The sequence below is a fragment of the Novosphingobium sp. SG707 genome (assembly GCF_012275515.1).
Lineage (GTDB): Bacteria > Pseudomonadota > Alphaproteobacteria > Sphingomonadales > Sphingomonadaceae > Novosphingobium.
The window spans coordinates 378630-401569 of record NZ_JAAZQL010000001.1 but is presented as its reverse complement, the minus strand read 5'-3'; the positions used below and the strand labels follow the sequence as shown (position 1 = coordinate 401569).

Sequence of the window (22940 nt, the reverse complement as noted above, 5' to 3'; positions counted from 1 at the left end):
TTTTCCGTATTCCCGCGCCCGCCACACGGCGGCAGGCTGACGCTGTCCACCAGACGGATAGCGCATGGCGCTCCGCCTTGCCATCCGGCCCGCAACCACCCATTTCTGGTCACAGATCAACAATCCCCCGGTGTCACCTTCCCGATGGAGTCGAGATGCTCAACACGTTTCAGCAAGCGAGCCACAAGATGCTCCCCACCGCGACGGCCGATGAAGCCGCGCGGCAGGAATTTGCCAAGAGCCTCAAGGGCTTTGTCCAGAGCACCCTGCTCCCCGGCCTGACGCCGGTTTACAACACGCGCGTTTCGCAGGCCTTTGAAAAAGAGCATGGCCGCAAGCCGCAGAACCGCCGCGACATTCGCAACGGCATGGTAAAAGACGCGTATTTTCAGCATTATGCCGCCACCAACCGCATCGCGCAGGAATTGCTGTGGGAATCGGTCAATGTCTCGGTCGACCGCCAGTTGCCCGAACTGATCGAACGGGCGCGCGAATTGTCGGCCGGGACCAAGGCGGAACTGCGCATCCCCGAAGGTTTCGTGCCGCCGCGTTATGTCACGGCTTTCGACATCCACTGCATGCCGGGCGGCTATTGCAGCGAAGTGGCCAAGGATGACGTCTCGGTGGGCGCGCTCTATGACCGGGGCGTGTTCCTCTATGCGATGGGCTATACCGGCCCGGACAATGACGACATGGGCCGCAGCGTTTGCAATTACCTGCGCCGCCATGCGCCCGATTTCAAACCGCGCCGCATTCTGGATATGGGCTGCACAGTGGGCCATTCGACCCTGCCCTATAAGGAATATTTCCCCGAGGCAGAGGTCTGGGGCATCGATGTGGGCGTGCCCTGCGTGCGTTATGCCCATGCCCGCGCCGCCGGGATGGGGCTGGAGGTCAATTTCGCCGCGATGAATGCGGAAGAAACCACTTTCGAGGACGGCTATTTCGACCTCGTGGTCAGCCATATCCTGCTGCATGAAACCAGCGGCAAGGCCATGCCCCGCGTGTTTGCCGAGGCGCACCGCGTGCTGGCGCCGGGCGGGATGATGATCCATGCCGACCTGCCGCCGTTTGACCTGATGGACCCGTTCACCCAGTTCATCCTCGACAACGAGACCTGGTACAATAACGAGCCCTTCTGGGGCGCGATGCGCGACATGGACCAGATCGCCCTGGCCGAAAAGGTCGGCTTCGAGCGCGCCGCCGTCAAATTCGACACCGCGCCGATGGCCGTGATGGAATTTGCCGCCGCCGCCGACGGCTACAGCCAGCAGGCCGCCGAGGACGTGGCGGAGCGCGAATTTACCGCCGGCGAATTTGCCCCCGGCGGCGGCTGGGAAGTGCTGATCGCCCGCAAGGCCGACGTGGCCGCTCTGGCTGCCTGAGAGGATTGACGATGACCGAAACAACCGAACGCCCCCACGTCATCCGCGACGCCAAGGGCAAGCGCCCGCAATTCTATGACACCGACGGGCTGGACACAGCCATGTCGATGATCATGGTGCTGGCCAGCGAGATCTCGACCCTGCGCGACCGGCTGGACAGCGCCGAACGCGCGGCCAAGGCGCAGGGGATCGACCTTGCCGCGGGAATCGAGGCGCTGGTGCTGGATCAGGAAGCGCTGGAAGAGCGCGAGGCGCGGCGTCAGGATTTCCTCGGCCGCCTGTTCTATCTGGCCCGCAAGGACGCACAGGAAGCCCGCGATGCCGAAACCGAGGTCGGGTTTGCCAAGGTGATTGAGGAAATTGCCGAGCAGTAAGAAAAAGGGTGCGAGGAGTTTGGCTCTCGCACCCTTTTCCTTGGGTATGAAATGCAGCGTCGCAGGCCCAAACCTGCGGCGCTTATTTTTTCATCAGGCGCACCTGCAGATCGGGCGAGACAGCCCGGTCCAGCGCGGCAAGCGCCTTCGCATCCCCCCGCCCATAGGCGCCGAGGAACAGGCCCGCGATCCGGTTCGCATCCCTCAGCCCCTGCACCGCAGGCGGCCCCTTCTGCGCATAATCGCAGATCAGCCCGCCGAAATAATGACTGACATCCGACAGGACCAGGCCATAGCGATGCCCCCCCGGCACGGCGGCCTCATAGGCGTCAAGATGCACCTTCCATCCATCGGGATCGGCAGCCGTCATCCCCGGCACCAGATCGAGCGTGCCGGTCTGCACCAGCGCGGGCACGGACAGCTTGCCATAGCCCTCGCGCGTGATGAGCACGGGAATCGCGGCGGGCGGAGAAAAGGCGATGACGGCCTTGGCCTTGCCGTCGCTCTGCGGGCCGCTCCAACCCTGCGGCGCAACACTCTGCGCCCCGCCCAGCACCAGAGCCGTCAGCCCGCCATAGGAATGGCCCACCGCCACATAGGGCCGATGCCCGATATGGGCGGTAAGGGCCGCAAGATCCTCCAGCCGCGCGCGCCAACTGGCCAGCCCGGTGAATTTGGCCGTATCGGGATGCTCGCGCGAATCCACATGCAGCGGGGCCAGCACATGCCAACCCGCCGCGACCATCGGGCCGATCATCGCCTCGTAAAAGCGCGGCGAGGAAGCCGCCCCATGGCTGAAGAGGATCGTGCCCACCGGATGGGCCGGGCGCCATTGCGTGATGGATACCTTGCGCCCGCCCGCCGCCTCGATCTCGAACACAGTGGACACCGATGCGGCCAGCGCGGGCATCGCAGCCCCCATCCCAAGCGCCGCTCCCGACGCGATCAGGGCGCGGCGGGAAAGCGACGCGCCGCTCACTTCCCTGCTCATTTCCCCGCTCACTTCAACGTCTTGAGATAGGCGATCACCGCCTTGCGATCCTCCGGCTTGGGCAGACCGGGGAACAGCATGATCGTACCCGGCACCAGCTTGGCGGGCGAGGTCAGCCACTTGTCCAGATTGCCCTCATCCCAGGTCAGACCGGCCTTGGCCAGCGCAGGCGAATATTTGAAACCGGCCGCCGCGCCTGCCTTGCGCCCGAACACGCCCGACAGGTTCGGCCCCACCTTGGCCGGGGCGCCCGGCACCACCGCATGACATGCCCCGCATTGCAGAAACAACAGCTTGCCCCGCACCGCCGGATCGGCGCCCTGCGCCTGCGCGGCGCCCGCCGTTGCCAGACCCATAGCCATGACGGCCAGACCCATGAAACGCGAAACCTTCATCCCTCTTTCTCCATTGCGCGCGGCGGGCGGCACCCGATGGCCCCGCCCGCCCGTATTTTACATCTTATAGGTGAATGTCAGCTGCCATGTGCGCGGATCGCTCATGTAACGCGGGCGCACCACCGAGAAGCCGAAGCCGGTGGTCCACACGATCTGGTTGGTCAGGTTCTTCACATTGGCGCGCAGCGACCAGTTGTCCTTGCCAAAGCCGAGATAGGCATTGGCGATCGTGGTCGAGGGCACATGGCCGATGTAGAGATTGTCGGGCGTCGAATAATAATCCGAACGAGCCGTGGTGTTGATGCCCATGGTCACTTCGCCGCCATGGGCTGGAACAGCGGCGTCCGCGCCGAAGGAAGCCTGATATTTGAACACATTGGTCATCGCATTGCCGACATAGGAGGCAACGCCCGCAACCGTGGCGGCCGACGCCTTGTACTTGCCGTCATTATACGTGCCATTAGCCCAGAGCGTCAGGCCAGTGATCGGCCGAAGCGAGAATTCAGCCTCCACGCCCTTGTGATCGGCGGCGTAATTCTGGGTGATGAAGGCGCCGGTGCCGGTCACGCCCTGCTGCTGCAGGCTGGAATAATCGTTGAAGAAGGCCGAGATGTTGAGCTTGCCCTTGCGGTCAAGAAACTCGGTTTTCAGGCCCAGCTCGTAGGCCTTCATCTTTTGCGGCGCAAAGGGCGAATTGAGCGCCACCGCATCGCTGGCCAGGCCGTTATAGCCTCCCGCCTTAAACCCTTCGGAGAAGCTGGCATAGGCCATCACGCGCGGCGTAATCTGATATTCCAGCGCCGCCTTGGGCAGGAACGTGCCCCAACTGTCCTTGCGGTTGACGGAGGCGCCGCTGATCACGGCATTGAGGATTTTGTCATCCTGCGTATAGCGCCCGCCCAGCGAGAGCGTCAGCTCGGGCGTGAAATGGATGCCGATCTGGCCAAAGGCGGCATAGGAATTGGTCTCGATGTTGAAGACCGTGGTCGAGGGCGTGAAGAAGATGCTGGAGAGCAGCGTCTGCGCGCCCGTTTCGCGGAAGAAATAGAGCCCGCCGACATAGCTGACCTTGCCGCCCAGCACATCGCCGTTAAGCTGCAATTCCTGGCTGAAGGAGGTGTCATGCAGCGAGGAGGTGCGGTCGAACAGCGAGGTATAACCCGAGAGCGACACGCCCAGCGCCGACCATGGCACGCCGCCCGAAAAATCCTGCGCCCAATTGTCGCGCAGATGGCTCCAGCCGGTGATCGAGGTCAGCTTGGCGCTGCCCACATCGGCCTCGATGTTGAGATTGGCGCCATATTGCACCACCTTGGTAAAGCTCTTCGACGGGCTGAGGACAGTCTGATAGCTGCCGCTTGTCGGCGCGACCGCCAGATAGTCATTGCCCGCATAGGTGGGCGAAAGCGCGGAAGGGTAAAGCCCGTCGCCATCCAGCGTAGAATAATAGCCCGACAGGCGAGCGGTCAGGCCCGCGCCGACATAGGCCAGATCGCCCTTTACGCCGTAATAATTCTCCGCGCCCACCTTCTTGCCCAGCGTGGCATTGTACTGACGCCCGCCGTCCTGGCCGCGATAGAGCGCCGAGATCCCCGCGCGCCATGCGCCATCGGACGACAGCGGCGTGTTGCCCACCAGTTTGATGCTGCGCCCGTCCCAGCTGCCCGTGCCGAATTCCAGCTTCAGCCCCGGCGTGGCGCCCGGTGTGCGGCTGACGATCTTGAGCGCGCCCGCGCTGGAATTGCGGCCATAAAGCGTACCTTGCGGCCCGCGCAGCACCTCGATCCGTTCGATATCCAGCAGGTCGATGAAGGAAGCCGCCGCGCGCGGTTGATAGACATCGTCGATATAGATGCCGACTTCGGGTTCGGACGTCACATTCGCGCCGTCCGTCACCCCGCCGCCGCGGATATAGGGCGTGATCCCCGCCGAGCCGCCCGAAACGGTGCGGATCTGAACATTGGGGGCAATCTGGCTGATGTCCTTGACGTTGGTGATGCCCTGCTTGACGATCGTGTCCGCGCCCAGCGCCGTCACCGCCACGGCGACCTTTTGCACCGTCGAGGCGGTGCGGGTGGCGGTCACGGTGATGTCGGCATTGTCGGTGGTTGCGGGCACCTGCTGCGCCTGCGCCGCGCCGCCGATGCCCAGCGCCAGCAGCGCCGCGCCCGCGTAAAACCGGTGAAAATTCCTCATACTCGCTTCACTCCCCTGGCATGGTTGATCCCATGCCTATGCGGGGAAATTTTGCGGCAGCGGGCCGAGCGGGCCATCGCCGGACCGGGCTTTCTCCGCAGGGCGGGCAGATTTTGGCCGCCCTGCGGACACGCGAGCCATCGTGGTGAAATGCCACGGCCGGACAAGGACTTATCCGCCAATTTCAGGCAGGCGATAGCGGCTGAACACCAGCAGTGCGAGGCCCTGCATCACGGCGGGAATCACGCTGTAGAGCAGGATGATCCCGGTGATCGCATGGGGAGTCTGGCTCGCCGCGCCGCCGGTCGAGGAAACGAAGCCAAAGGCGCTCATCACCAGCCCGGCAATCACCGGCCCCATCGCAAAAGCCAGCTTTTCAAAGGCGGAAAACAGCCCGGCAAACACGCCCTCATTGGCCACGCCCATCAACCGGCGCTGATAATCGACCGTATCGGTCATCATCGAAAGCGCCAGCAGGATGAACCCGCCATTGACCATGCCGATCACCACCGCGCGGGCCAATACCAGCACATGCTGCGTGCCCAGCGCCTGCGCGCCCAGATGCAGCACCACATCATCGGCAGGCCCGGCCCACAGCCATGTCACCGTCACCGCGACCCAGACCAGCGCCGCCGTCACATAGGCCCGCGGCTTGCCGATCCGGCGCGGCAGCCAGAGCCAGAGCGGCTGGGCGGCGAGGCTGGCCGCCGACATGCACAGGATGAAGATCGGGATCAGCCAGATCGCCTCCAGCGCATAAAGGAACACAAAGCCGATGACCGTATAGGAAGCCGCCTGACCCACATTCGAGACAAAACTGGTGGCGAGCAGCACGAGAAAGGGCTTGTTCTGACGCACCAGCGCCAGTTGCTGCCACAGATTGCCCGGCACATCGCCCGCCATGATGAGAGGCACCCGGCGCAGCCCGCTGGCCGTGGTCAGCATGGAAACCAGACAGATCGCGCCCAGCACATAGCTCATCATGTGCCAGCCCGCCGCGCCGCCGCCGAAATGCTCGATGATCGGCTGGGCCACGCCCACCCCGATCAGCACGCCGAACGTGGCGAAAAACATGCGCAGCACCATGATCCGGTTGCGCTGATGCGGATCGCCCGACAATTCGGCGGCAATCGCCAGATAGGGCACCGAATAGATGCTGAAGGCCGTCGACCCGACGAAGAACAGCGCGCAGACCGTCGCCGCAGCCCAATAAGGGCTGGAAAAGCTGGTCGCGGCGAACAGCGCGACAAACGAGGCCGCCGTACCCAGCGCCCCGCCGATCAGGAAAGGCGTGCGGCCATAAAGCGCCTTGACCCGATCCGACCATGCACCCACCAAGGGATCGCACAGGATGAGCCACAATTTCGGCCCCAGCACCACCAGCCCCGCCAGCCACGCCGGAACACCCAGCATCGTGGTCATGAACAAAGGCAGCAGCACGGCGGGCGTATCGCGAAACACCTGCGCGCCCAATTGGCCGATGCCATAGCGCAGCACGACGCCGGTGGGCACCTTGTCGTGAAGATCAGCCTGAAGGGTCATGGCGGGGGATGTCATTGCAGGCAGTCCTGTGGCTCTGGGGGATCAAGGGGGTGGCCGGATTGCTCCGACCCGCCCATCCGCATTCTTGCGCAAGCGGGGGCCATGGCGCGCCCCGCCCCAGACTTATCCGCTCTGCGGACAGGGGGCCGGGCCATCGCACCAATCGGTCAATTCGTACCATGCCGGAACCATGGCCCAGCGCATCATCAGGAACAAGCCATCGCCCGCGCGCACCCACAGATCCGCCGGCGGCCAGTCATTGCGCCAGCGCAGCCGGTAATGCCAGGCCGCGAAGCGCCCCGCCGCCACGTCGATCTCGCCCGGCCCTATATAGGCGACCGCGATCTCCATCGCCTGCATATGCAGATCCTCCTCACCATTGGGCGAGATGGAATTGGTGATGGCGGCGATGGGGCGATATTCGCCGGGAGCATCCGTCCCGCGCTGATGGATAATCAGCGCATCGCCCGAAAGCGGATGCAGGCCCAGATAGGGCAAGGGGGCGCCCAAGGGCAGAACGTGGCCCCCGCAAACCGCCTGATCCGGCCCGATGGCAAAACGCATCAGGCTTTCGGCCCCGCCCTGCCAGATACGACATTGCCCGTCATGCGGGCGAAAATCATCGCCCATGCCGATCGAGACTTCGCGGATCAGGCCGATGTCCTTCATCACGCAAAGCGCGCGCAGCAGACGGCGGCCCTGCGCGGCGATGAGATCAAAGGTTTCATACCCCGTCTCCCGCCCCGCCGCGTCGCGATAGGCGATCCGCCCGCTTTTGATCATAGCGATTTCAGGAAAACGGCAATGGCATCGGCCCAGCCCTGCGGATCTTCATCGCAAATGTCGATGCCGCCGCCCGCAATCTCGGCATAGGCGAAATCGGGGCGCAGGGCGCGGGCGGCCTGCGCCCATGGATGGGTCATATCCCCCGTGTTCGACAGGATCAGCACCGGCAGCGCCAGCCTTTGCAGCGGAGCGGTATGGTCATAGGCAAAGGCCGCGCCATGGCCATAGGCATAGGCCCCCATGCGATAGGCCTGCATCGCCTGGACCACATAGTCGGTGATGCGGTCGGGCGCGATCCGCCCCTGTGACAGCCTTTCACGGATCCGCGCCACCTCCACAAAATGCGCGCCCTCGGCCCGCGCGGCAAAGGCGATTTCGCGCGCGCAAATATCGTCCGTGAACGCCTTGCGCTCCTCGTCGGGCAGGATCATCGGCCCGTGGATCACCAAGGCCTCGATCCTGTCGGGCGCGGCAAGGGCAAATTCGGTACCCACCAGCGCCCCGGTGTGATGCCCCGCCACCGCCGCCCGGCCGACGCCCAGCGCGTCCAGCACCGGGACCACGCAGCGCGCATAATCGGCAATGGCGGGCGCGGCCGGGGGCGCATCCGACAGGCCAAAGCCCGGCATGTCGATAGCGATCGGCGCAAAACCATGCGCGATCAGCGGGGCAAACACATGGTCGAACTGCCCGCTCGCCATGATCGCCTGATGCAGGAGCACCAGCGGGCGGGCGCCCCCGGCCAGATTGCCCGATGCATATTGGTAATGGATCTGGCCAAAAGGCCCGTCGGCATAGGCGCGGCGCATCAATTCCTCCTGCTTGGTCGGCGGGCAGACTGCCCATGGGCCGCGCCAAAGCCTTGGCCCCGGCGTGGATTATCCGCACAGCGGAGTGCGGGGCGCCCCATCGTTGCCGCCGGGCCGCGCTGCTGCGCCAAATCGCTCCCTGACCCACAAGCACCGAGGCCCTATGAGCGACATGCCCCAACACCCCCTTACCGCCCGCGAGGAATTCTCGCGCGGGTGGGGCGTCATTCTGGCCTCCACGCTGGGCATAGGTCTGGGCATGGCGGCGGTGCCAACCTATTCGATGGGCCTGTTCGCGCCCTATCTGGTGCGCGAATTCGGATGGTCGGTGGGCCAGATCATGGCCTCGATGTCGATCATCACGCTGATGTCGCTGTGGGCCGGGCCGTCCTATGGCGCATGGGCCGAAAGGATCGGGGCGCGGCGAATCATCCTGGTGGCGATCCCCTTGTGGGGGTTGGGCTTTGTCTCGCTCTCGCTGCTCACCGGGTCATTGGTGCAATTCTATCTGACATGGCTGGCCATCGGCCTTGTGGGCGCGGCCACTTTGCCGATCACTTTTACCCGCGCGGTCAATCGCGGGTTTGACCGGGCCAAGGGGCTGGCGCTGGGGCTGGCCATGACGGGCACCGGCCTGTTCGGCATTTTCGGCAAGCCCTTTCTGGGCGCGGTGCTGGCGGCCTATGGCTGGCGGATGGGTTTTGTGGCGGTGGGGCTGCTGCCTGTGCTGATCGCCTTTCCCGCCGCCTTTTTCCTCTTTCGCGAGGAGGAGCGCAGTACCCCCGACGGCCATCACGCCCCGGTCGAACGCCCCGGCATGACCACGCCCGAGGCGCTGCGCGACTGGCGCTTCTGGCTGATTGCGGCGGCGCTGGTTCCCACCTCATTTGCCATGGGCGGGCCTGTGCCCAATCTGGAACTGATCCTGAAAGACGGCGGCCTCTCGCCCGAACAGGCGCTGACCGTGACCCCGCTGATCGGGCTGGCGGCCATCATCGGGCGGCTGGTGGGGGGCTGGCTGCTGGATCGCATCTGGGCGCCGCTGGTGGGCTTTGTCATCCTCTCGCTGCCCGCGTTCAGCCTGTGGTATGTGGGCAGCGGGCTGCTCGATGTCGGCCATGCACGCCTTGCCACCTTCACGCTGGGTTTCGCGCTGGGGATCGAATACGATATGGTGGCCTTCTTTGTGGCGCGCTATTTCGGGCTGCGGCGCTATGGCGCGATCTATGGGCTGCTCTATGTCTGCTTCGCGGCCGGGGCCGGGTTCTCGCCGATGGTGTTTGGCCATAACCATGACACCACCGGCAATTTCCATGCGATCCTTTCGGCTTCTTCCGTGGCGCTGGTGATTTGCGCCGCCAGCTTTCTGCTGCTGGGCAAATATCGCCGGTTTGATCAATAAGGCGCGGGCGGGGTGAAAGGCATGGCGGCCAGATGCGCCAGACGCGGCGGCAGGTCCGGCCGATAGGGCGCGGCAAAATCAAAGCCCGCCTCCGCCTCGGTCCAGATGTTGACATGGGCGCCGCCCACAAAGCGCATCAGGCAAACGCTGCCCCAACGAGCGCCATAGGGGCCATGGGCGATATGAGGCGGGCGCCAGAAATAGGCGCCGGGATACATCGTCCCCTGCGGCCCGGTCAGCGATCCGGCGATAAGATAGCTTTCCTCGACCACCGGATGCATCTCCTGCGGCCCTTTGTTGCCCTGTGGGATCGCCTGCGGCAGGATCAGCGAGAGGAAGGTGCGCTCGCCGGTTTCGGGATCGCGGCGCAGGTCCTTGCGGCTGATGCCCAGATGTTTGAGCTTGGGATCATTGAGGGTCATGTCCCATGGCATGGCCGCCACATCCAGCCAGGGCACCGCGCGAGCCGATTGTTCGGCACGGCCATCGCCCGCATGGGGCATCAGTTTGGGATCGGCGCTGTAAAAGGCGATCAGCACACAGCCCGTCCGCGTCGAGGTGGTGTTGCGCGTCCATCCTGCGGGCAGGAAGGCATAGGTGTCCTGCGCGTAATTCTGTCCGTTCAGCTCGATCTGGCCTTCGAGGACATAGAATTCCTCATCGGCCAACAGATGTTCCGGCCCTTCCCTGCTCCAGCCCGGCGGAAAGCGCAGCAGGACCGAGCAGGCCCCGTCGCCCTCATCGCGGCTGAGCAGTTTGATCTCGGCATCGGGCCGCGCAAGGCCGTGGCCGATGCGCAGCCATGGCAGCATCTGGGCCTGGACAAATTCGATATGTTCGCGCTCCAGCATGGGCTCCTCCCTTGAAACAGGAGCCCAGACTGGGGCAGCGCGGCGCCCGCCCCATTGCGTCAGCGCAAAAGCGGCATCCGACAGGCGGAGAGAGCCGGATTATTCCTGAGCGCGATAAGGCCCAAGGCAGGCGATCAACACCACGACCAGCCCCAGTCCCAGCCCCGATCCGGCCAGAGCCGCGCCATAGCCGCCCGTCGCGTCCACACTGGCCCCCACCATCATCGGCCCCAGCGCCGCGCCAAGGCTGAACGTGCCAAGGATCACGCCATAGGTCGCGCCGTAATTCTTCATCGCGGCATAGCGGCTGGTGAAAAAGGCCAGCATATCGACCTCGGCCCCCGCCGCCAGCCCCAGCATCAGCGCGGCAGGCAGCACCGGCCCGCCCAGCCCCAACAGCACGCACGACCCCACCGGCATGGCCAGAAACACCGCCGCCACATAGGGCGCATGGAACCGGTCAAACAGCCAACCCACGATTACCCGCGCCGCAATCACGGCAAGGCCGATGCTGGCCGCCATTTTCGCCGCCAACGCCGCATCCATCCCCCGATCGACCAGCATAGGCACCAGATGGATGATCAGCCCCGCCACAATCACCCCCACCAGAAAGGCGATGGCCAGCAGCATGAATACGGGCCGATTGCGTTCAAAGTGTCCGCCTTCGCGGTTGGCAAAATGTCCGCCTTCGCGGTTGGCAAAATGTCCGCCTTCGCGGTTGGCAAAGTGGCCGTCCTTCTCGCGCGCGGCAGGCGCGGGCGCTTCGCGGCTTTGCATCAGGCCCAGCGGGATGCCCACCAGCGCGGCGGCCCCGGCCATCACCAGCGTGGCCGTGCGCCAGCCATCATGGGCAAAGATCGGCCCCAGCAGCGCAGGCACCAGCGCGGCGGCCAGCCCCGTGCCCACCAGCATCAACCCCAGCGCCAGCCCACGCGCCGCATCGAAACGCATCGACACCATCCGCGCCCATGCCGCAGGGGTCGTCCCGCATCCGGCCAGCGAGACCAGCAGCCACAGCCCATACCAGCCCCACACCGAAGGCCCCGCCATCGAAAGCGCCACCAGCGCCAGCGGCATGGCGACATAGGAGGCGACCGCCAGCGGCCGCAGCCCGATCCGGTCCGCCAGCCGCCCGACCAGCGGGGCGGAGAGGAAAATGCCCAATTGCTGAAACGTGGCCGCGCCCGAAACCGCCGCCCGGCTCCAGCCGAATTCGGCCTGAAGCGGTTTGACAAACAGGCCCAGCGAATAAAAGCCGATGCCCATCGTGCCAAAACCCACGCCCAGCGCGGCGGCCAGCACAATGGGCCAGTGACGCGCCAGTTCCTGGCGCGCGGTGAGAGGTTGATTGCGATCCGTCATGGGTTCAGATTGCGGACATCGCCCCCGCCCTGCAAGCGAGGTTTATCCGACAGGCGGATAGTTCCGAAAAATTCCGGTGACGGCGCCTTGCCCGTTCCCCCTGAGAAAATGTCTGTTTCCCCAAGGAAATCAGGTGCGCCGGCCCGTCAGCGATCCCCCCGCGCTGGCCGCGATCATCAGCGCGATGGCCAGCCATTGGGCAAGGGTCAACCGCTCGCCCAGAATGAGGAAACCGACCAGAGCCGCAACAGCAGGGGCCGCACTGGTCAAAACGCCAAAGACCCGCGCGCTCAAATGACCCAGCGCCTTCATTTCCAGCACATAAGGCAAGGCGCTGGAGAGCAGCGCCACCCCGATCCCCAGCCCCAGCACCGAAGGATCAAGCAGGCGGCCGCCCGCCGCCGACAGGCCAAAGGGCAACGTCACGCAGCAGGCGATCGTCATGCCCAGCGCCACCGCCGTCGTGCCCTTCACCTGCGCGGCGCGCTTGCCGAACAGGATGTAGAGCGCCCATGCCAGCGCGGCGGCCAGCGCAAAACCGATGCCCGCAGGATCGAGCCGCCCCCCGGCACCCGGCCATGGCGCCAGCAGCAGCAAGCCGCCGATCGCCAGCCCCAACCAAAGGAAATCACGCAGCGAGCGACTGGTGGCCAGTACCAGACCCAGCGGCCCGCAAATCTCGATGGCCACCGCAACACCGATAGGGATTCGGGCAAAAGCAGCATAGATAAGCAGGTTCATGCTGCCCAGCGTCAGCCCATAGACCACCAGCCAGCCCATGTGCCTGCGCGCAGGCATGGCTCGCCATGGCCGGGCAATCGCCAGCAGCAGGATGGCCGCAATCGAGGTGCGCAACGCCGCCACGCCCTCGGGGCCGACGCTGACAAACAGCGTCTTGCCGAGCGCCGCGCCGACATTGACCGACACCTGCGCCCCCGCCATGCACAGCGCGGCCAGCGCGGTGCCATCGGGCGCGTCAGTCTTGCCTGCGCGGTTCATCGCGGGCGCCGGTCCTTTTCATGGAATTGGCCCCCGCATGGCGCAGGGGCCCGCATCACGCTCAATCCAGCAGCGCGCGGACCTTGTTGATCAGCGCGCCGATGCGCTCGGCCGCCTCGCTGAAGGTCTTGACGTCTTCGCGGTTGGCATTGCCGCGCGCTTCCTTGGCCGATTCCAGATAGCCTTCCATGTCGGCTTCCAGTGCATCGACGATGATTTCGGCCTCGTCCTCGGTCAGCGTCAGTTTGATTGCCTTGGTCACGGGATTTCCTGTCATCATAAAGGGCCGCCCACCGGCAGGGGCGGCGGTCAGCATTCCGGGGGATGGACTATCGCCTCAGCGAATGTCCAGATAGCTCTTTGTGGCGGGCTTGCCGCGAAAGGCGATCGAGAAATAATTGATGAAATAGATCGCGGCGGTTTTGGCAAAACCCTGACGCGCCATGCGGCGGCCCGAGGTGGGCATGACAAAGCGGGGCGAGAAGAGGACCTTGCCCTGCTTCTTGGCGCGCTTGGCGATGTCCACGTCCTCGCCGTAAAATTCGATCGTGGCGTCAAATCCGCCCATTTTGGTCAGCGCCTCGCGCCGGATGGCGAAATTGCCGCCCACCAGCATATAGCCGGTGAAATTGTAAAGCGGACGCGCGGCCACGAACCAAGCGTTCGAGATCGCGTTGCGCAACCCGCTGACATCATAAAAGCTGTAGGGGCCGGACAGGCAGGCCAGCTTGGGGTCCTTGTCGAACTGTTCGATGATCTGTTCGACCCAGCCCGCTGGCGGCAGCGTATCGGCATCGACATAGGCCAGAATATCGCCCTTTGCCGCCTTGAAACCGCATTGGCGGGCGCGGGTGATGCCCTTTTCCGCCTCGAACACATAGGTCACGCCCGGATAACGTTCGACCACCTGTTTCGTGCCATCGGTGCTGTTATTGTCGACGACGATGATCTCGAACGCCTTGCCCGCCACATTCCGCATGACCGCATCAAGGCATGCGGGCAGATAATCTTCTTCGTTGAAGGCAGGGATAATCAGGCTGATAGTGGGCATGAAAGCTTGGTGTCCGGCGGTCTTAATGCTTGCGCAACAGCATGATCTCTTATGCTCCTGCCAATCGGGAATTGGCGAGCGCTATATCGCCCTATCCCCGGCAATGTCCAGCGGGGCGGGGCGCTCTTCCAATGTTTCTTTTTCATGCATGGCGGCCCGTCGGCCGGGGCCGTGCAATCTCCTGTGGCAATGGTAGCGCAATCAGAGCATGATGAGGCCAAAGCCATAATGAGAGGGCCCGAATATGAGCATGATAAGAATGGCAAAGCTGCTGATCGGGGTGGTTGGCGCGGGTTTCGCCCTACCCGCGCTGACGACGCCCGCCTTGGCGGCCGATGCCGTCACCGCCAATGCCGTTACTGATTGCCCGATGGCCCGCGCGCCCTATTCAATCGACAGTCCTCTTATCGATGTGCTGATCAATCCGGAGGCCAAGGCAGCCGCGGCGGCCGAACTGGGCGAGAGCTTTACCGGACTCACCCCCTTTCTGACCGGCACCAAGGCCCCCACCTTCAGCGCCATCGTCACCCTGCGCGGCGTGCTTTCCAGCGGTCAGGCCGGGCCTCCCAAGGACCCTGCCCTGCTGGCCAGGCTGGACGCGCGGTTGCATAAATTGCCTGTCACGCGCGCCGACCAGTTGGCCCGGTGCGCGCGCTATGACAACGAGCCCGCCGACCCGCGCCCCTCGGGCAAGGGGCTGCATGTGCTGGTGTTTGAAAAGATCAACGGCTTCCTCGACGCCAAATCGGTGGGCGCCGCGCGTGAGGCGCTGCAGGGGCTGGCGCAGGAAAACGGCTGGTCGATGCAGGTGACCGACAAGGGCGGCGCGATCCAGCCCGAGGTGCTGGCCCGCTATGACCTCGTCGTGTGGAACAATATCAGCGGCGATGCGCTGACCCTGACCCAGCGCCGCGCGCTCAAGGACTGGATAGAGCATGGCGGGGGCTTTGTCGGCGTGCATGGCGCGGCGGGCGATCCGGCCACGTTCTGGGACTGGTACACCGACCATCTGGTGGGCGCGGCATTCCTCGGCCATCCGGCCAATCCGCAATTCCGCCCGGCAACGCTGCATATCGAAGGGCAGGATCCGGTGACGCGCGGCATTCCGGCGCAATTCACGATGACCGACGAATGGTATTCCTTCCGCGCCAATCCCCGCCTGAAGGACGTGCGCGTGCTGGCGACACTGGACGAGGCAAGCTATGATCCGCCCGCCAATCTGCGGATGGGAGCCGACCATCCCATCGCGTGGAAACATTGCGTGGGCCGGGGCCGCGCCTTTTATTCCGCCATCGGCCATCCGCCCTCCAGCTTTGCCGATGCCAATTACCGCCGGATGCTGACGCAGGCGGTGGAATGGGCGGGCAAACCCGATCCCGCCTGCGCAAAATAGGACTTCAGCGTGCAGGCGCCCCCGCCTGCACGCCTGTTTCCGGCCCTGCGCCGCCATCGACCAATTGCGCCAACAGCCGCCAGCCCTCCTCCCAATCGCCAAGCCCGCTTTCGGCATTGATATGCCCCAGCGCGCCCGCATCGAGGAACCGCGCCCCCCACATGCGCGCCAGAACCCGCGCCGCCGGTTGCCCGCAATAGGGATCATTGCGACTGGCCAGCAGCAGCGAGGGAAAGGGCAGAGGCCCGGAAGCCGTTGGCGAAAAGGCGCTGACACGGGGATCCAGAGGGAAGAAATCGACCTCCGGCGGCGCGACCAGCAAGGCCCCCGCCACCAGCGAGGCCGCATCCGGCTCCATCGCGGCCCAGGCCGTCACCGCATGACAGCCCAGGCTGTGCGCGGCCAGCAGGACCGGACCCGGCGCGCGGCGCAGGGCCAGGTTGAGCTGATTGATCCATGTATTGCGATGGGGCCGATCCCACAGGCCCAGCTCTACCCGTCGGCAATGCGGATGGATCGCTTCCCAGCGGGTCTGCCAATGGTCGGGGCCGGAATTGCCCAGGCCCGGCACAGTCAGCACCAAAGGAAATTCAGGATGGGAGGACATGATGGACTCCGCGCATGGGGATAATGTCTATTTATAAAGTAGAGTATGACCGACGCGCCAGCTATTCCTCTTTGCCCACCCCCAAGCGAAATTTGTCCATCAGGGCTTCAGCCAACCCAGATACTATCGGCACTCCGCGATCCGCTCGCCCAGATCGTGGAAATCCTGCTGCATCCGCCGCAGGGTAAAGGCCATGCCGAACACCCGCCCCATTTCATCAAACGGAATCGCCCGCGCCTCGTCCGAATGCTGCAGCGTGACAAAGGCCCGCTCAAAAGCCTCGGACGCCTCGGAATCTTGCACCGGCGCGGCGCCATCCGACAGGGCCGATGCCGCATCCTGCGCCGATTGCGCATGAGCGCGCAGCATCCCCTCCACCGCCGGGCCGACAATCGCCATCGCGGTGGGCGGAAAAGGCGTGCGCAGAATCTGGCTGATCTGGGCAATGCCGTTGCGGATGCGCCAGAGCGTGCGCGGGATGCCGTCGGACACATCCTCACGCACCAGCCCCATCGCCCTTTCGCGCCGCGCGTCGTTCAAAACCGCCTCGGTCGCCACCAGCGACTGGCGCAAGGCGATGTTGGCCTCGGCCGACACCAGCGCCTCGCCCCGCGCCACCGCATCGGCCTGCGCGTTCAGCAATTGCGCCATCGTGGTCAGGATCTCGCAAAAACGCGCGATCATCGCCCCGCGTGAACGCACCGGCAGGATGAACCGGCTTGCCATCACGCCGATCGCCCCGCCCAGCGTGATCTCGATGATCCGATCAATGACGAAGATCCCCACGGGAATATCGGGCGAGCGCGTCAACAGCACGATGGCCGAGGTCAGCGCCGCACCGCGCAGCCGGGGCTGGCGCACGGCGGCAAAGGTCAGCACCCCCGACATGACGATCAGCGAGGCCCCCACCGCCACAGGATCGCGCGGCGTGACCATCACCACCGCCCCGCCCAGCACCGCCCCGGCAATCGTCGCAAGCAGCCGGTCGAAGGCCGCCGTCGCCGTCGCGCCCAGCGAGCCCTGCATGACGATCAGCACGGTGAAAATCGCCCAATAGCCCTGCTTCAGCCCGAGCAGTCCGGTCAGCCCGTAGGTGGCAAGGCAGGCGGCCATGACGCGCACGGTCTGGGCCAGAGCGAGGCGATTGCGGGTGGGGAGAGCAAAAGGCATGGGTGCATCCTAGGCCGCCCCGCCGCCAAAGGCCACATCAGTTGGTGGCGCTGACGGTCCAGGTCGCGCTGATGATGCCCTCATGGCGGGCGATATGGGCGGTGATCGCGTCCAGATCGACCGGATTGGCCGTGGTGGGCACCAATATCGCGGCCAGTTCGACATGCACCTCGCTGTCGGCCAGCGTTTCCATCTCGCGGATGGGATAGTGGTGGGTTTCCAGTTCCTCGAACAACAGATCGCGCGCCTGCGACACGCCCCCCGAGTGGCAGACCACATGGACACGATAAAGCGCCTCGGTCTCGCCCGGATCCATCGGGCGGCGGTTGACCGCATCAACCAGCGGGCGCAGCAGCGTGTTGCCCGCCAAGACGAAGATCGCCACCAGCACCGCCTCGGCCGGTTTGCGCGCCCCGGCAAAGCTGCCCACCGCCGCGCTGGCCCAGAGCGTGGCCGCCGTGTTGAGGCCGCGCACATGGGTGCCCTCCTTCATGATCACGCCCGCGCCCAGAAAGCCTATCCCTGAGACGACATAGGAGATCACCCGGACCCCGCCGTCGACGCCTGCCACGCGCAAGCCCAGATCGGCAAAGGCCGCCGCCCCCACCGCCACCAGCACATTGGTGCGCAGGCCCGCCGTGCGCTGGCGCCATTGCAGCTCCAGCCCGATCAGCGTGCCCAGCACAAAGGCGGTGAGCAGGCAGATGAAACTGGTGATCAGGCCGATCAGGTCGACATCGAACAGGGCGGCGATCTGGGCCGGGTTGGGGGTGTTCATCGGGCTGGTGTCCTGTTGCGCGGGCAAGAGGCGCCTTACTGCCCGCGCCATGTTAACACCAGACGACAAATGGCCTCGACGTGCTTACCCCCGCGCCGCCGCGACAAAGGCCCGCGCCCGCTCGCCCACCTGCGCCGCCGAGAGGCCAGCCTTGTAGAGCGCCGAGCCAAGCCCCGCCCCCTGCGCACCGGCGGCCACCCATTGCGACAGGTTTTCCGGCGTCACCCCACCCACGGCCAGCAAGGGCAGATCCTTGGGCAGAACCGCGCGCTGGGCTTTCATATAGGCGGGACTGGCCCCTTCCGCGGGGAACAGCTTGAGCCCCGTGGCGCCTGCCTCCAACGCGGCAAAAGCCTCGGTGGGCGTATAAAAGCCGGGCAGCGAGATCATGCCCTCCGCCACGCTGGCGCGGATCACATCGGTGTTCACGTTGGGCGAGATGATGAGAGTGCCCCCCGCCGCCTTGACATTGGCGACATCCGCTGTGGTCAGCACCGTCCCCGCCCCGACCAGCACGTCCGGCCCGTAACGCTTTGCCAGCAGCGCGATCGAGGCCAGCGGATCGGGCGAATTGAGCGGCACCTCGATCATGGAAAAGCCCGCCTCGATGATCGCATCGCCAACGGCCTCGACCTCATCGGGGCGCACTCCGCGCAGGATCGCCACCAGCGGGCAAATGGCAAGGGCGGCGTTCAGTTGTTCAAGAGGCGTCATCATACTTGGCTCGCTTTCCACAGGCGGAAGATACCGGCCACAAAGGCCGCGTGACTGTCGATCAGAATGGGCTGGCCTCCGGCAATATGCACGGCAGCGGCATATAACCGGCCCAGATGAGGGTCGGCAAGGATATGGACCGGATCGCCCTCGCGCAGGGCCTCGCCGCCCACATCATGGCCGATCATCAGGCCCGATGTATAGGCCGCGCTGTCCTCGACGCGGCGATGGCCCAGCAGGGCGGCGGCGCGCACGCGAAACAGGCGCGTGGTCAGGCGGCCGTTCAGCCCATCGCGCACCCCGGCGCGGAAGGCTTCATCATCATCCACATCGCCGCCCAGAAAATCGGCCAGCAGGCTATGGTTTTTCAGCAGGGCAAAGATCTCGCCGGTCATGGCCGTGGCGAAAGAGGCCACGCGCCCGCCCGCCATGCGCGCCCATTTGCAATGGGTGCCGGGCTGACACAACAGCGCGTCGCCCGGCGCCAGTCCCGCCGCCGCCGCACCCAGCAACTGCACCTCCTCGCCGCGCATCACATCGCCCGCCGGATCGCACAGGCCCGGCACAATGGCCGTCCGCCCCGGCTCGACCCAGTGCAGCGCCCCGCCCAGATCCTCCAGCCCCGCCGGACAGGACAGGTAAGGCACATTGACCCAGCCCCGCGCCGACCCCACCATGCCCGCCAAAAGCACCGGCAGATCGCCCATTTTCGCACGGATCGCGGCAATCTGGTCGGCAAAGCCCCCCGGCGGCACGGCCAGCAGGCCCATGCCGTCGCGCTCGGTATGCAGCACCTGTCCCGCCGCATCGATCAGATAGGCGCGGCGGTTGGTCGTGCCCCAATCCACCGCGATCATGTCACCCGTCATATCACCACCACACCGTATAAAGCGCCACAAGGATCGCGCTGACCAGCGCCGAAGCGATGACAAAACCGCGCGAAGTGGCAAAGGAAACGCCTTCCATGATGCCCTTGCCCTCCCGCACCGGTGCTTTACCCAGCAGCGAAACCACCACCGTCAGGGCCAGCGAGGCGAAAAACACCATGGCCATGCGATGCATGAAGGGAATTTCCGTCAGAGCCGTCACCCCGCCAAAGCGGAACAGCGCAGAGAGCACCACACTGGCCAACGCGCCCGCCAGAGCGCCCGCCTCGGTAGCGCGGGGCCAGAACAGGCCGGTCAGGAAGATCACCGTGATGCCCGGCGTCACAAAGCCGGAGAATTCCTGAATATATTGAAACGCCTGATCCATGCCGCCCAGCAGGGGCCGCGCCGCGACAATGCCGATGACCGTGGCCACGCAGGCGGTGATGCGGCCCACGCGGACCAGTTGCACCTCGCCGGCGCCCGGCGCGATCTTGCGGGCATAGAGGTCGAGCGTGAAGATCGTGGCGATGGAGTTGATCTTGCTGGCCGTGGACGCGATGATCGCCGCCGTCAGCGCGGCAAAAACCAGCCCCAGCAAGCCGTTGGGCAAAAGATGCATCATCGCCGGATAGGCCTGGTCGGGCTTGATCAGATCGGGCGCCAGCAGCACTGCGGCGATCCCCGGCAGCACAATGATTACCGGCATCAACAGCTTGAGAAAAGCGGCGAACACAATGCCCCGCTGCGCCTCGCCGAGCGATTTGGCGGCCAGCGTGCGCTGGATGATATATTGGTTGAACCCCCAATAAGACAGGTTGGCGATCCACAGGCCCCCAATCAGCACCCCAAGGCCGGGCAGGTCCTTGTAATGCGGGCTGTCGGGCGAAAGGATCATATGGAAATGATCGGGCACCGCGCGCACCAGCCGCTCAAAGCCATGGAGCGCGCCTGCCCCTTCGCCCAATTGGCCCAGCGCAATGCCCGAAACGATCAGGCCGCCCATCACCAGCAGCGCCACCTGCACAATATCGGTCAGCGCCACCGCTTTCAGTCCGCCCCGGATCTGATAGGCCAGCGCAAAGACACCCAGCACCGCCAGCGCGACATCCTGATCCACGCCCGCCACCTGACGCACCGCGATGGAGCCCAGCCACAGAATCGAGGTCAGGTTCACAAACACATAGAGCACCAGCCAGAACACCGCCATCACCGTACGGATTGTCGGGCCGAAACGGGCCTCGAGAAATTCCGGCATGGTGGTGATGTTGTTCTTGAGGAACACCGGCAGGAAGAATTTGCCGACAATCAGCAGCGTGAGCGCGGCCATCCATTCATAGGAGGAGATCGCAAGGCCGATCGCATAGCCCGAGCCTGCCATGCCCACGATCTGTTCGGCCGAAATATTGGCCGCGATCAACGAGGCGCCGATGGCCCACCACGGCAGCGCGCGACTGGCCAGGAAATAGCCCGCGCTATCCTCCTGCGCATCGCCCTTGCGGCGGCTGACCCATTGGGCAAGGCCAAAGATGAAGATCGCATAGGCCACCACCATGGCCGTATCGATGGTTGAGAGCGTCATGGGATGGTGTTTCCTCTCGAATCCCTTGCCAAAGGACGATTATGTCTATTTATATGATAAAAACACATGCTAGAGGGGGCCAGACGATGACCGACAATGACGATATCTCCGGCCTTGGGCGCAATCTGACCTACGGGCTGCTCGATCTGCTGGGGCGCCAGATCGTGACGGGCGCCTTTGAAAACCGCCCCTTTCCCACAGAAGCCGAGCTTTCGAGCCAGCACGGCGTCAGCCGATCGGTCACGCGTGAGGCGGTCAAAATGCTGACGGCCAAGGGCTTGCTGACCGCAAGGCCAAGACAGGGCACCAGCATTCAGCCGGTGGCGAGCTGGAACCTGTTTGACGCCGATGTGCTGCGCTGGCTGCTCGAACGCAAATTCTCGGTCGAGCTGCTTTCGCAATTCAACCAGTTGCGCGCGGCCATCGAACCGGCCGCCGCCGCGCTGGCCGCCGGTTCGGCCGATGACAAGGGGCGCGCGCTGATCGAAGCCGGGTTTGCGCGGATGGAGGCCGCCGAAATGGGCGAGGACGATGTGCTCGACGCCGACATCGCGTTCCATCTGGCCATCCTGCGTGCCAGCGGCAATCCCTTCTTCGCCCAGTTCCGCGATGTGGTCGCCACGGCCCTGCGCACCTCGATCCGGCTGACCAACCGCATTGTCGGGCGCACGGCCGATCTGGCCGCGCATGGCGCGGTGCGCGATGCGATCATGGCCCGCGATCCGCGCGCGGCCCAGGACGCCATGCGCGCGATCATCGGCGATGTCATGGACCTGATCGCCCGGCACAGCCATGCGGCGCATTAGGCGCATCGCCTAGGCGCCGAACATGCGGGGCGGCAGGCCGAACACGCCCGCCTCCACCTCGAACACCGATCCGGCCAGTTCCTCGTCCACCCCATCGGCGGCGCTGGTCAGGAACAGGCGGCTGTAGTCGGCCCCGGCAAAACAGGGCCGCGTGATCTGGCTGGCGGGCAGGTCGATCCAGCGCTCGCGCCCGCCGTCGGGATCAAACCGGCTGACGCAGCCCGCGCCCCAGTGGGCGATCCAGATCCCGCCCTGCGCGTCCACCGTCATGCCGTCGGGCGAGCCCCATGCATCGGGAAATTCAAGAAAAATCTCGCGCGGACCAAGGCTGCCGTCGTCATGCAGGGCAAAGCGGTAGACCAGCCCCTTCGCGCTGTCGGTATGGTAAAGCGTGGCGCCATCCGGGCTGATCGCCGGGCCATTGGCGATTGCGTAGGGCGCGTCCATGCGATGCCATGACAGGTCCGGATCGAGCCGGTAGAGACCGCCCTCGGCCCGACTGCCATCCATACTCATCGTACCCGCCCAGATGCGCCCATGGGCATCGGCGCAGGCATCATTCATGCGGTTGAAGGGCAGATCCGGCTCGGGCGCGGCGATGGGTTCAAGCGCGAAGGGATCGAGGCTGAGATGGTGAAATCCCGATTTCAGCCCGGCAACAAAGCCCCCGCCCCCGCCCGCGCTGCGCTCGATCAGCCAGCCCGTCATTTCGGGCATCGCCCATTCGCGATATTGCCCATCGCCCAGGCCATAACGGTTCACCCGCTGGCCAATGATATCCACCCAGTAGAGCGCATCCTCGCGGGCAACATAGGTGATTCCCTCGCCCAGAATGTCGCGCCGCGCCCGTTCGATAATGGTCCAGTCGCCCATGGTGCCCC

The 22940-nt window shown here is 65.0% G+C and carries 23 protein-coding genes; 5 read left to right on the top strand and 18 right to left on the bottom strand.

Translation table 11 applies throughout. The features are described from left to right. The first annotated feature begins 155 nt into the window (after window positions 1-155). Together FHW92_RS01565 and FHW92_RS01560 are read left to right on the top strand one after the other, a co-directional pair. Entirely contained in the window at window positions 156-1385 is a 1230-nt protein-coding gene (locus tag FHW92_RS01565) for a methyltransferase domain-containing protein (RefSeq protein ID WP_168601462.1), read from the top strand. An 11-nt stretch (window positions 1386-1396) separates the two neighbouring features. Continuing rightward, window positions 1397-1759, top strand: coding sequence for a hypothetical protein (locus FHW92_RS01560; RefSeq protein ID WP_168601461.1), 363 nt, complete (start codon window positions 1397-1399; stop codon window positions 1757-1759). Window positions 1760-1841: 82 nt separating this feature from the next. Here FHW92_RS01560 and FHW92_RS01555 read toward each other — a convergent pair whose 3' ends face one another. From FHW92_RS01555 to FHW92_RS01530, 6 genes are all read right to left on the bottom strand, one after another. Further along, the gene (locus FHW92_RS01555; protein ID WP_168601460.1) at window positions 1842-2750 is read right to left on the bottom strand and encodes an alpha/beta fold hydrolase; all 909 of its coding nucleotides are present in this window, start codon (window positions 2748-2750) and stop codon (window positions 1842-1844) included. Window positions 2751-2758: 8 nt separating this feature from the next. Next, a complete protein-coding gene (locus tag FHW92_RS01550; RefSeq protein ID WP_168601459.1) occupies window positions 2759-3145 on the bottom strand; it encodes a cytochrome c family protein in 387 nt (128 codons plus the stop codon). Window positions 3146-3202: 57 nt separating this feature from the next. Then, complete coding sequence (locus FHW92_RS01545; RefSeq protein WP_168601458.1) at window positions 3203-5341, bottom strand: TonB-dependent receptor; 2139 nt, start codon at window positions 5339-5341, stop codon at window positions 3203-3205. A gap of 171 nt (window positions 5342-5512) precedes the next feature. After that, complete coding sequence (locus tag FHW92_RS01540; RefSeq protein ID WP_246869855.1) at window positions 5513-6883, bottom strand: MFS transporter; 1371 nt, start codon at window positions 6881-6883, stop codon at window positions 5513-5515. Between the two features lie 123 nt (window positions 6884-7006). Next, complete coding sequence (locus FHW92_RS01535; RefSeq protein WP_168601456.1) at window positions 7007-7666, bottom strand: hypothetical protein; 660 nt, start codon at window positions 7664-7666, stop codon at window positions 7007-7009. Further along, entirely contained in the window at window positions 7663-8478 is an 816-nt protein-coding gene (locus FHW92_RS01530) for an alpha/beta hydrolase (protein WP_168601455.1), read from the bottom strand. Before FHW92_RS01530 ends, FHW92_RS01535 begins: the two co-directional genes overlap by 4 nt. 172 nt (window positions 8479-8650) lie before the next feature. Between FHW92_RS01530 and FHW92_RS01525 the strand changes: the two genes are divergently transcribed. Then, a complete protein-coding gene (locus tag FHW92_RS01525; RefSeq protein ID WP_168601454.1) occupies window positions 8651-9880 on the top strand; it encodes an MFS transporter in 1230 nt (409 codons plus the stop codon). Here FHW92_RS01525 and FHW92_RS01520 read toward each other — a convergent pair. The 5 genes from FHW92_RS01520 to FHW92_RS01500 all read right to left on the bottom strand — a co-directional run bounded on the left by FHW92_RS01520 (window position 9874) and on the right by FHW92_RS01500 (window position 14143). After that, window positions 9874-10731, bottom strand: coding sequence for a DUF4437 domain-containing protein (locus tag FHW92_RS01520; protein ID WP_168601453.1), 858 nt, complete (start codon window positions 10729-10731; stop codon window positions 9874-9876). The genes FHW92_RS01525 and FHW92_RS01520 overlap by 7 nt on opposite strands. A 99-nt stretch (window positions 10732-10830) precedes the next feature. Beyond that, entirely contained in the window at window positions 10831-12093 is a 1263-nt protein-coding gene (locus tag FHW92_RS01515) for an MFS transporter (protein WP_168601452.1), read from the bottom strand. A gap of 129 nt (window positions 12094-12222) precedes the next feature. Continuing rightward, window positions 12223-13092, bottom strand: a complete 870-nt coding sequence (locus FHW92_RS01510) for an EamA family transporter (RefSeq protein WP_168601451.1) — start codon at window positions 13090-13092, stop codon at window positions 12223-12225. 61 nt (window positions 13093-13153) lie between these two features. Further along, window positions 13154-13354, bottom strand: a complete 201-nt coding sequence (locus tag FHW92_RS01505; RefSeq protein WP_168601450.1) for a hypothetical protein — start codon at window positions 13352-13354, stop codon at window positions 13154-13156. Between the two features lie 75 nt (window positions 13355-13429). Beyond that, a complete protein-coding gene (locus FHW92_RS01500) occupies window positions 13430-14143 on the bottom strand; it encodes a glycosyltransferase (RefSeq protein WP_168601449.1) in 714 nt (237 codons plus the stop codon). Between the two features lie 244 nt (window positions 14144-14387). On the opposite strand from FHW92_RS01500, the gene FHW92_RS01495 reads away from it, so the two are divergent. Further along, entirely contained in the window at window positions 14388-15536 is a 1149-nt protein-coding gene (locus FHW92_RS01495) for a ThuA domain-containing protein (RefSeq protein WP_246869854.1), read from the top strand. Between the two features lie 4 nt (window positions 15537-15540). Here FHW92_RS01495 and FHW92_RS01490 read toward each other — a convergent pair whose 3' ends face one another. From FHW92_RS01490 to FHW92_RS01465, 6 genes are all read right to left on the bottom strand, one after another. Then, window positions 15541-16143 (bottom strand): alpha/beta hydrolase, encoded by a 603-nt coding sequence (locus tag FHW92_RS01490; RefSeq protein ID WP_168601448.1) that lies wholly within the window; start codon window positions 16141-16143, stop codon window positions 15541-15543. A 123-nt stretch (window positions 16144-16266) separates the two neighbouring features. Then, the gene (locus tag FHW92_RS01485; RefSeq protein ID WP_168601447.1) at window positions 16267-17313 is read right to left on the bottom strand and encodes an FUSC family protein; all 1047 of its coding nucleotides are present in this window, start codon (window positions 17311-17313) and stop codon (window positions 16267-16269) included. Window positions 17314-17350: 37 nt separating this feature from the next. Then, complete coding sequence (locus FHW92_RS01480) at window positions 17351-18091, bottom strand: MgtC/SapB family protein (protein WP_168601446.1); 741 nt, start codon at window positions 18089-18091, stop codon at window positions 17351-17353. An 84-nt stretch (window positions 18092-18175) separates the two neighbouring features. Beyond that, window positions 18176-18805, bottom strand: coding sequence for a 2-dehydro-3-deoxy-6-phosphogalactonate aldolase (locus FHW92_RS01475; RefSeq protein WP_168602083.1), 630 nt, complete (start codon window positions 18803-18805; stop codon window positions 18176-18178). Next, window positions 18805-19674, bottom strand: coding sequence for a 2-dehydro-3-deoxygalactonokinase (locus FHW92_RS01470; protein WP_168601445.1), 870 nt, complete (start codon window positions 19672-19674; stop codon window positions 18805-18807). Before FHW92_RS01470 ends, FHW92_RS01475 begins: the two co-directional genes overlap by 1 nt. A gap of 1 nt (window position 19675) precedes the next feature. Continuing rightward, the gene (locus FHW92_RS01465; protein ID WP_168601444.1) at window positions 19676-21253 is read right to left on the bottom strand and encodes a sodium/sugar symporter; all 1578 of its coding nucleotides are present in this window, start codon (window positions 21251-21253) and stop codon (window positions 19676-19678) included. A gap of 86 nt (window positions 21254-21339) precedes the next feature. Here FHW92_RS01465 and FHW92_RS01460 point away from each other — a divergent pair, with 86 nt between their 5' ends. Next, a complete protein-coding gene (locus FHW92_RS01460; protein ID WP_168601443.1) occupies window positions 21340-22059 on the top strand; it encodes an FCD domain-containing protein in 720 nt (239 codons plus the stop codon). Between the two features lie 9 nt (window positions 22060-22068). Here the strand turns inward: FHW92_RS01460 and FHW92_RS01455 are convergent, their stop codons facing one another. Beyond that, complete coding sequence (locus FHW92_RS01455; RefSeq protein WP_168601442.1) at window positions 22069-22932, bottom strand: SMP-30/gluconolactonase/LRE family protein; 864 nt, start codon at window positions 22930-22932, stop codon at window positions 22069-22071. Window positions 22933-22940 lie beyond the last annotated feature (8 nt).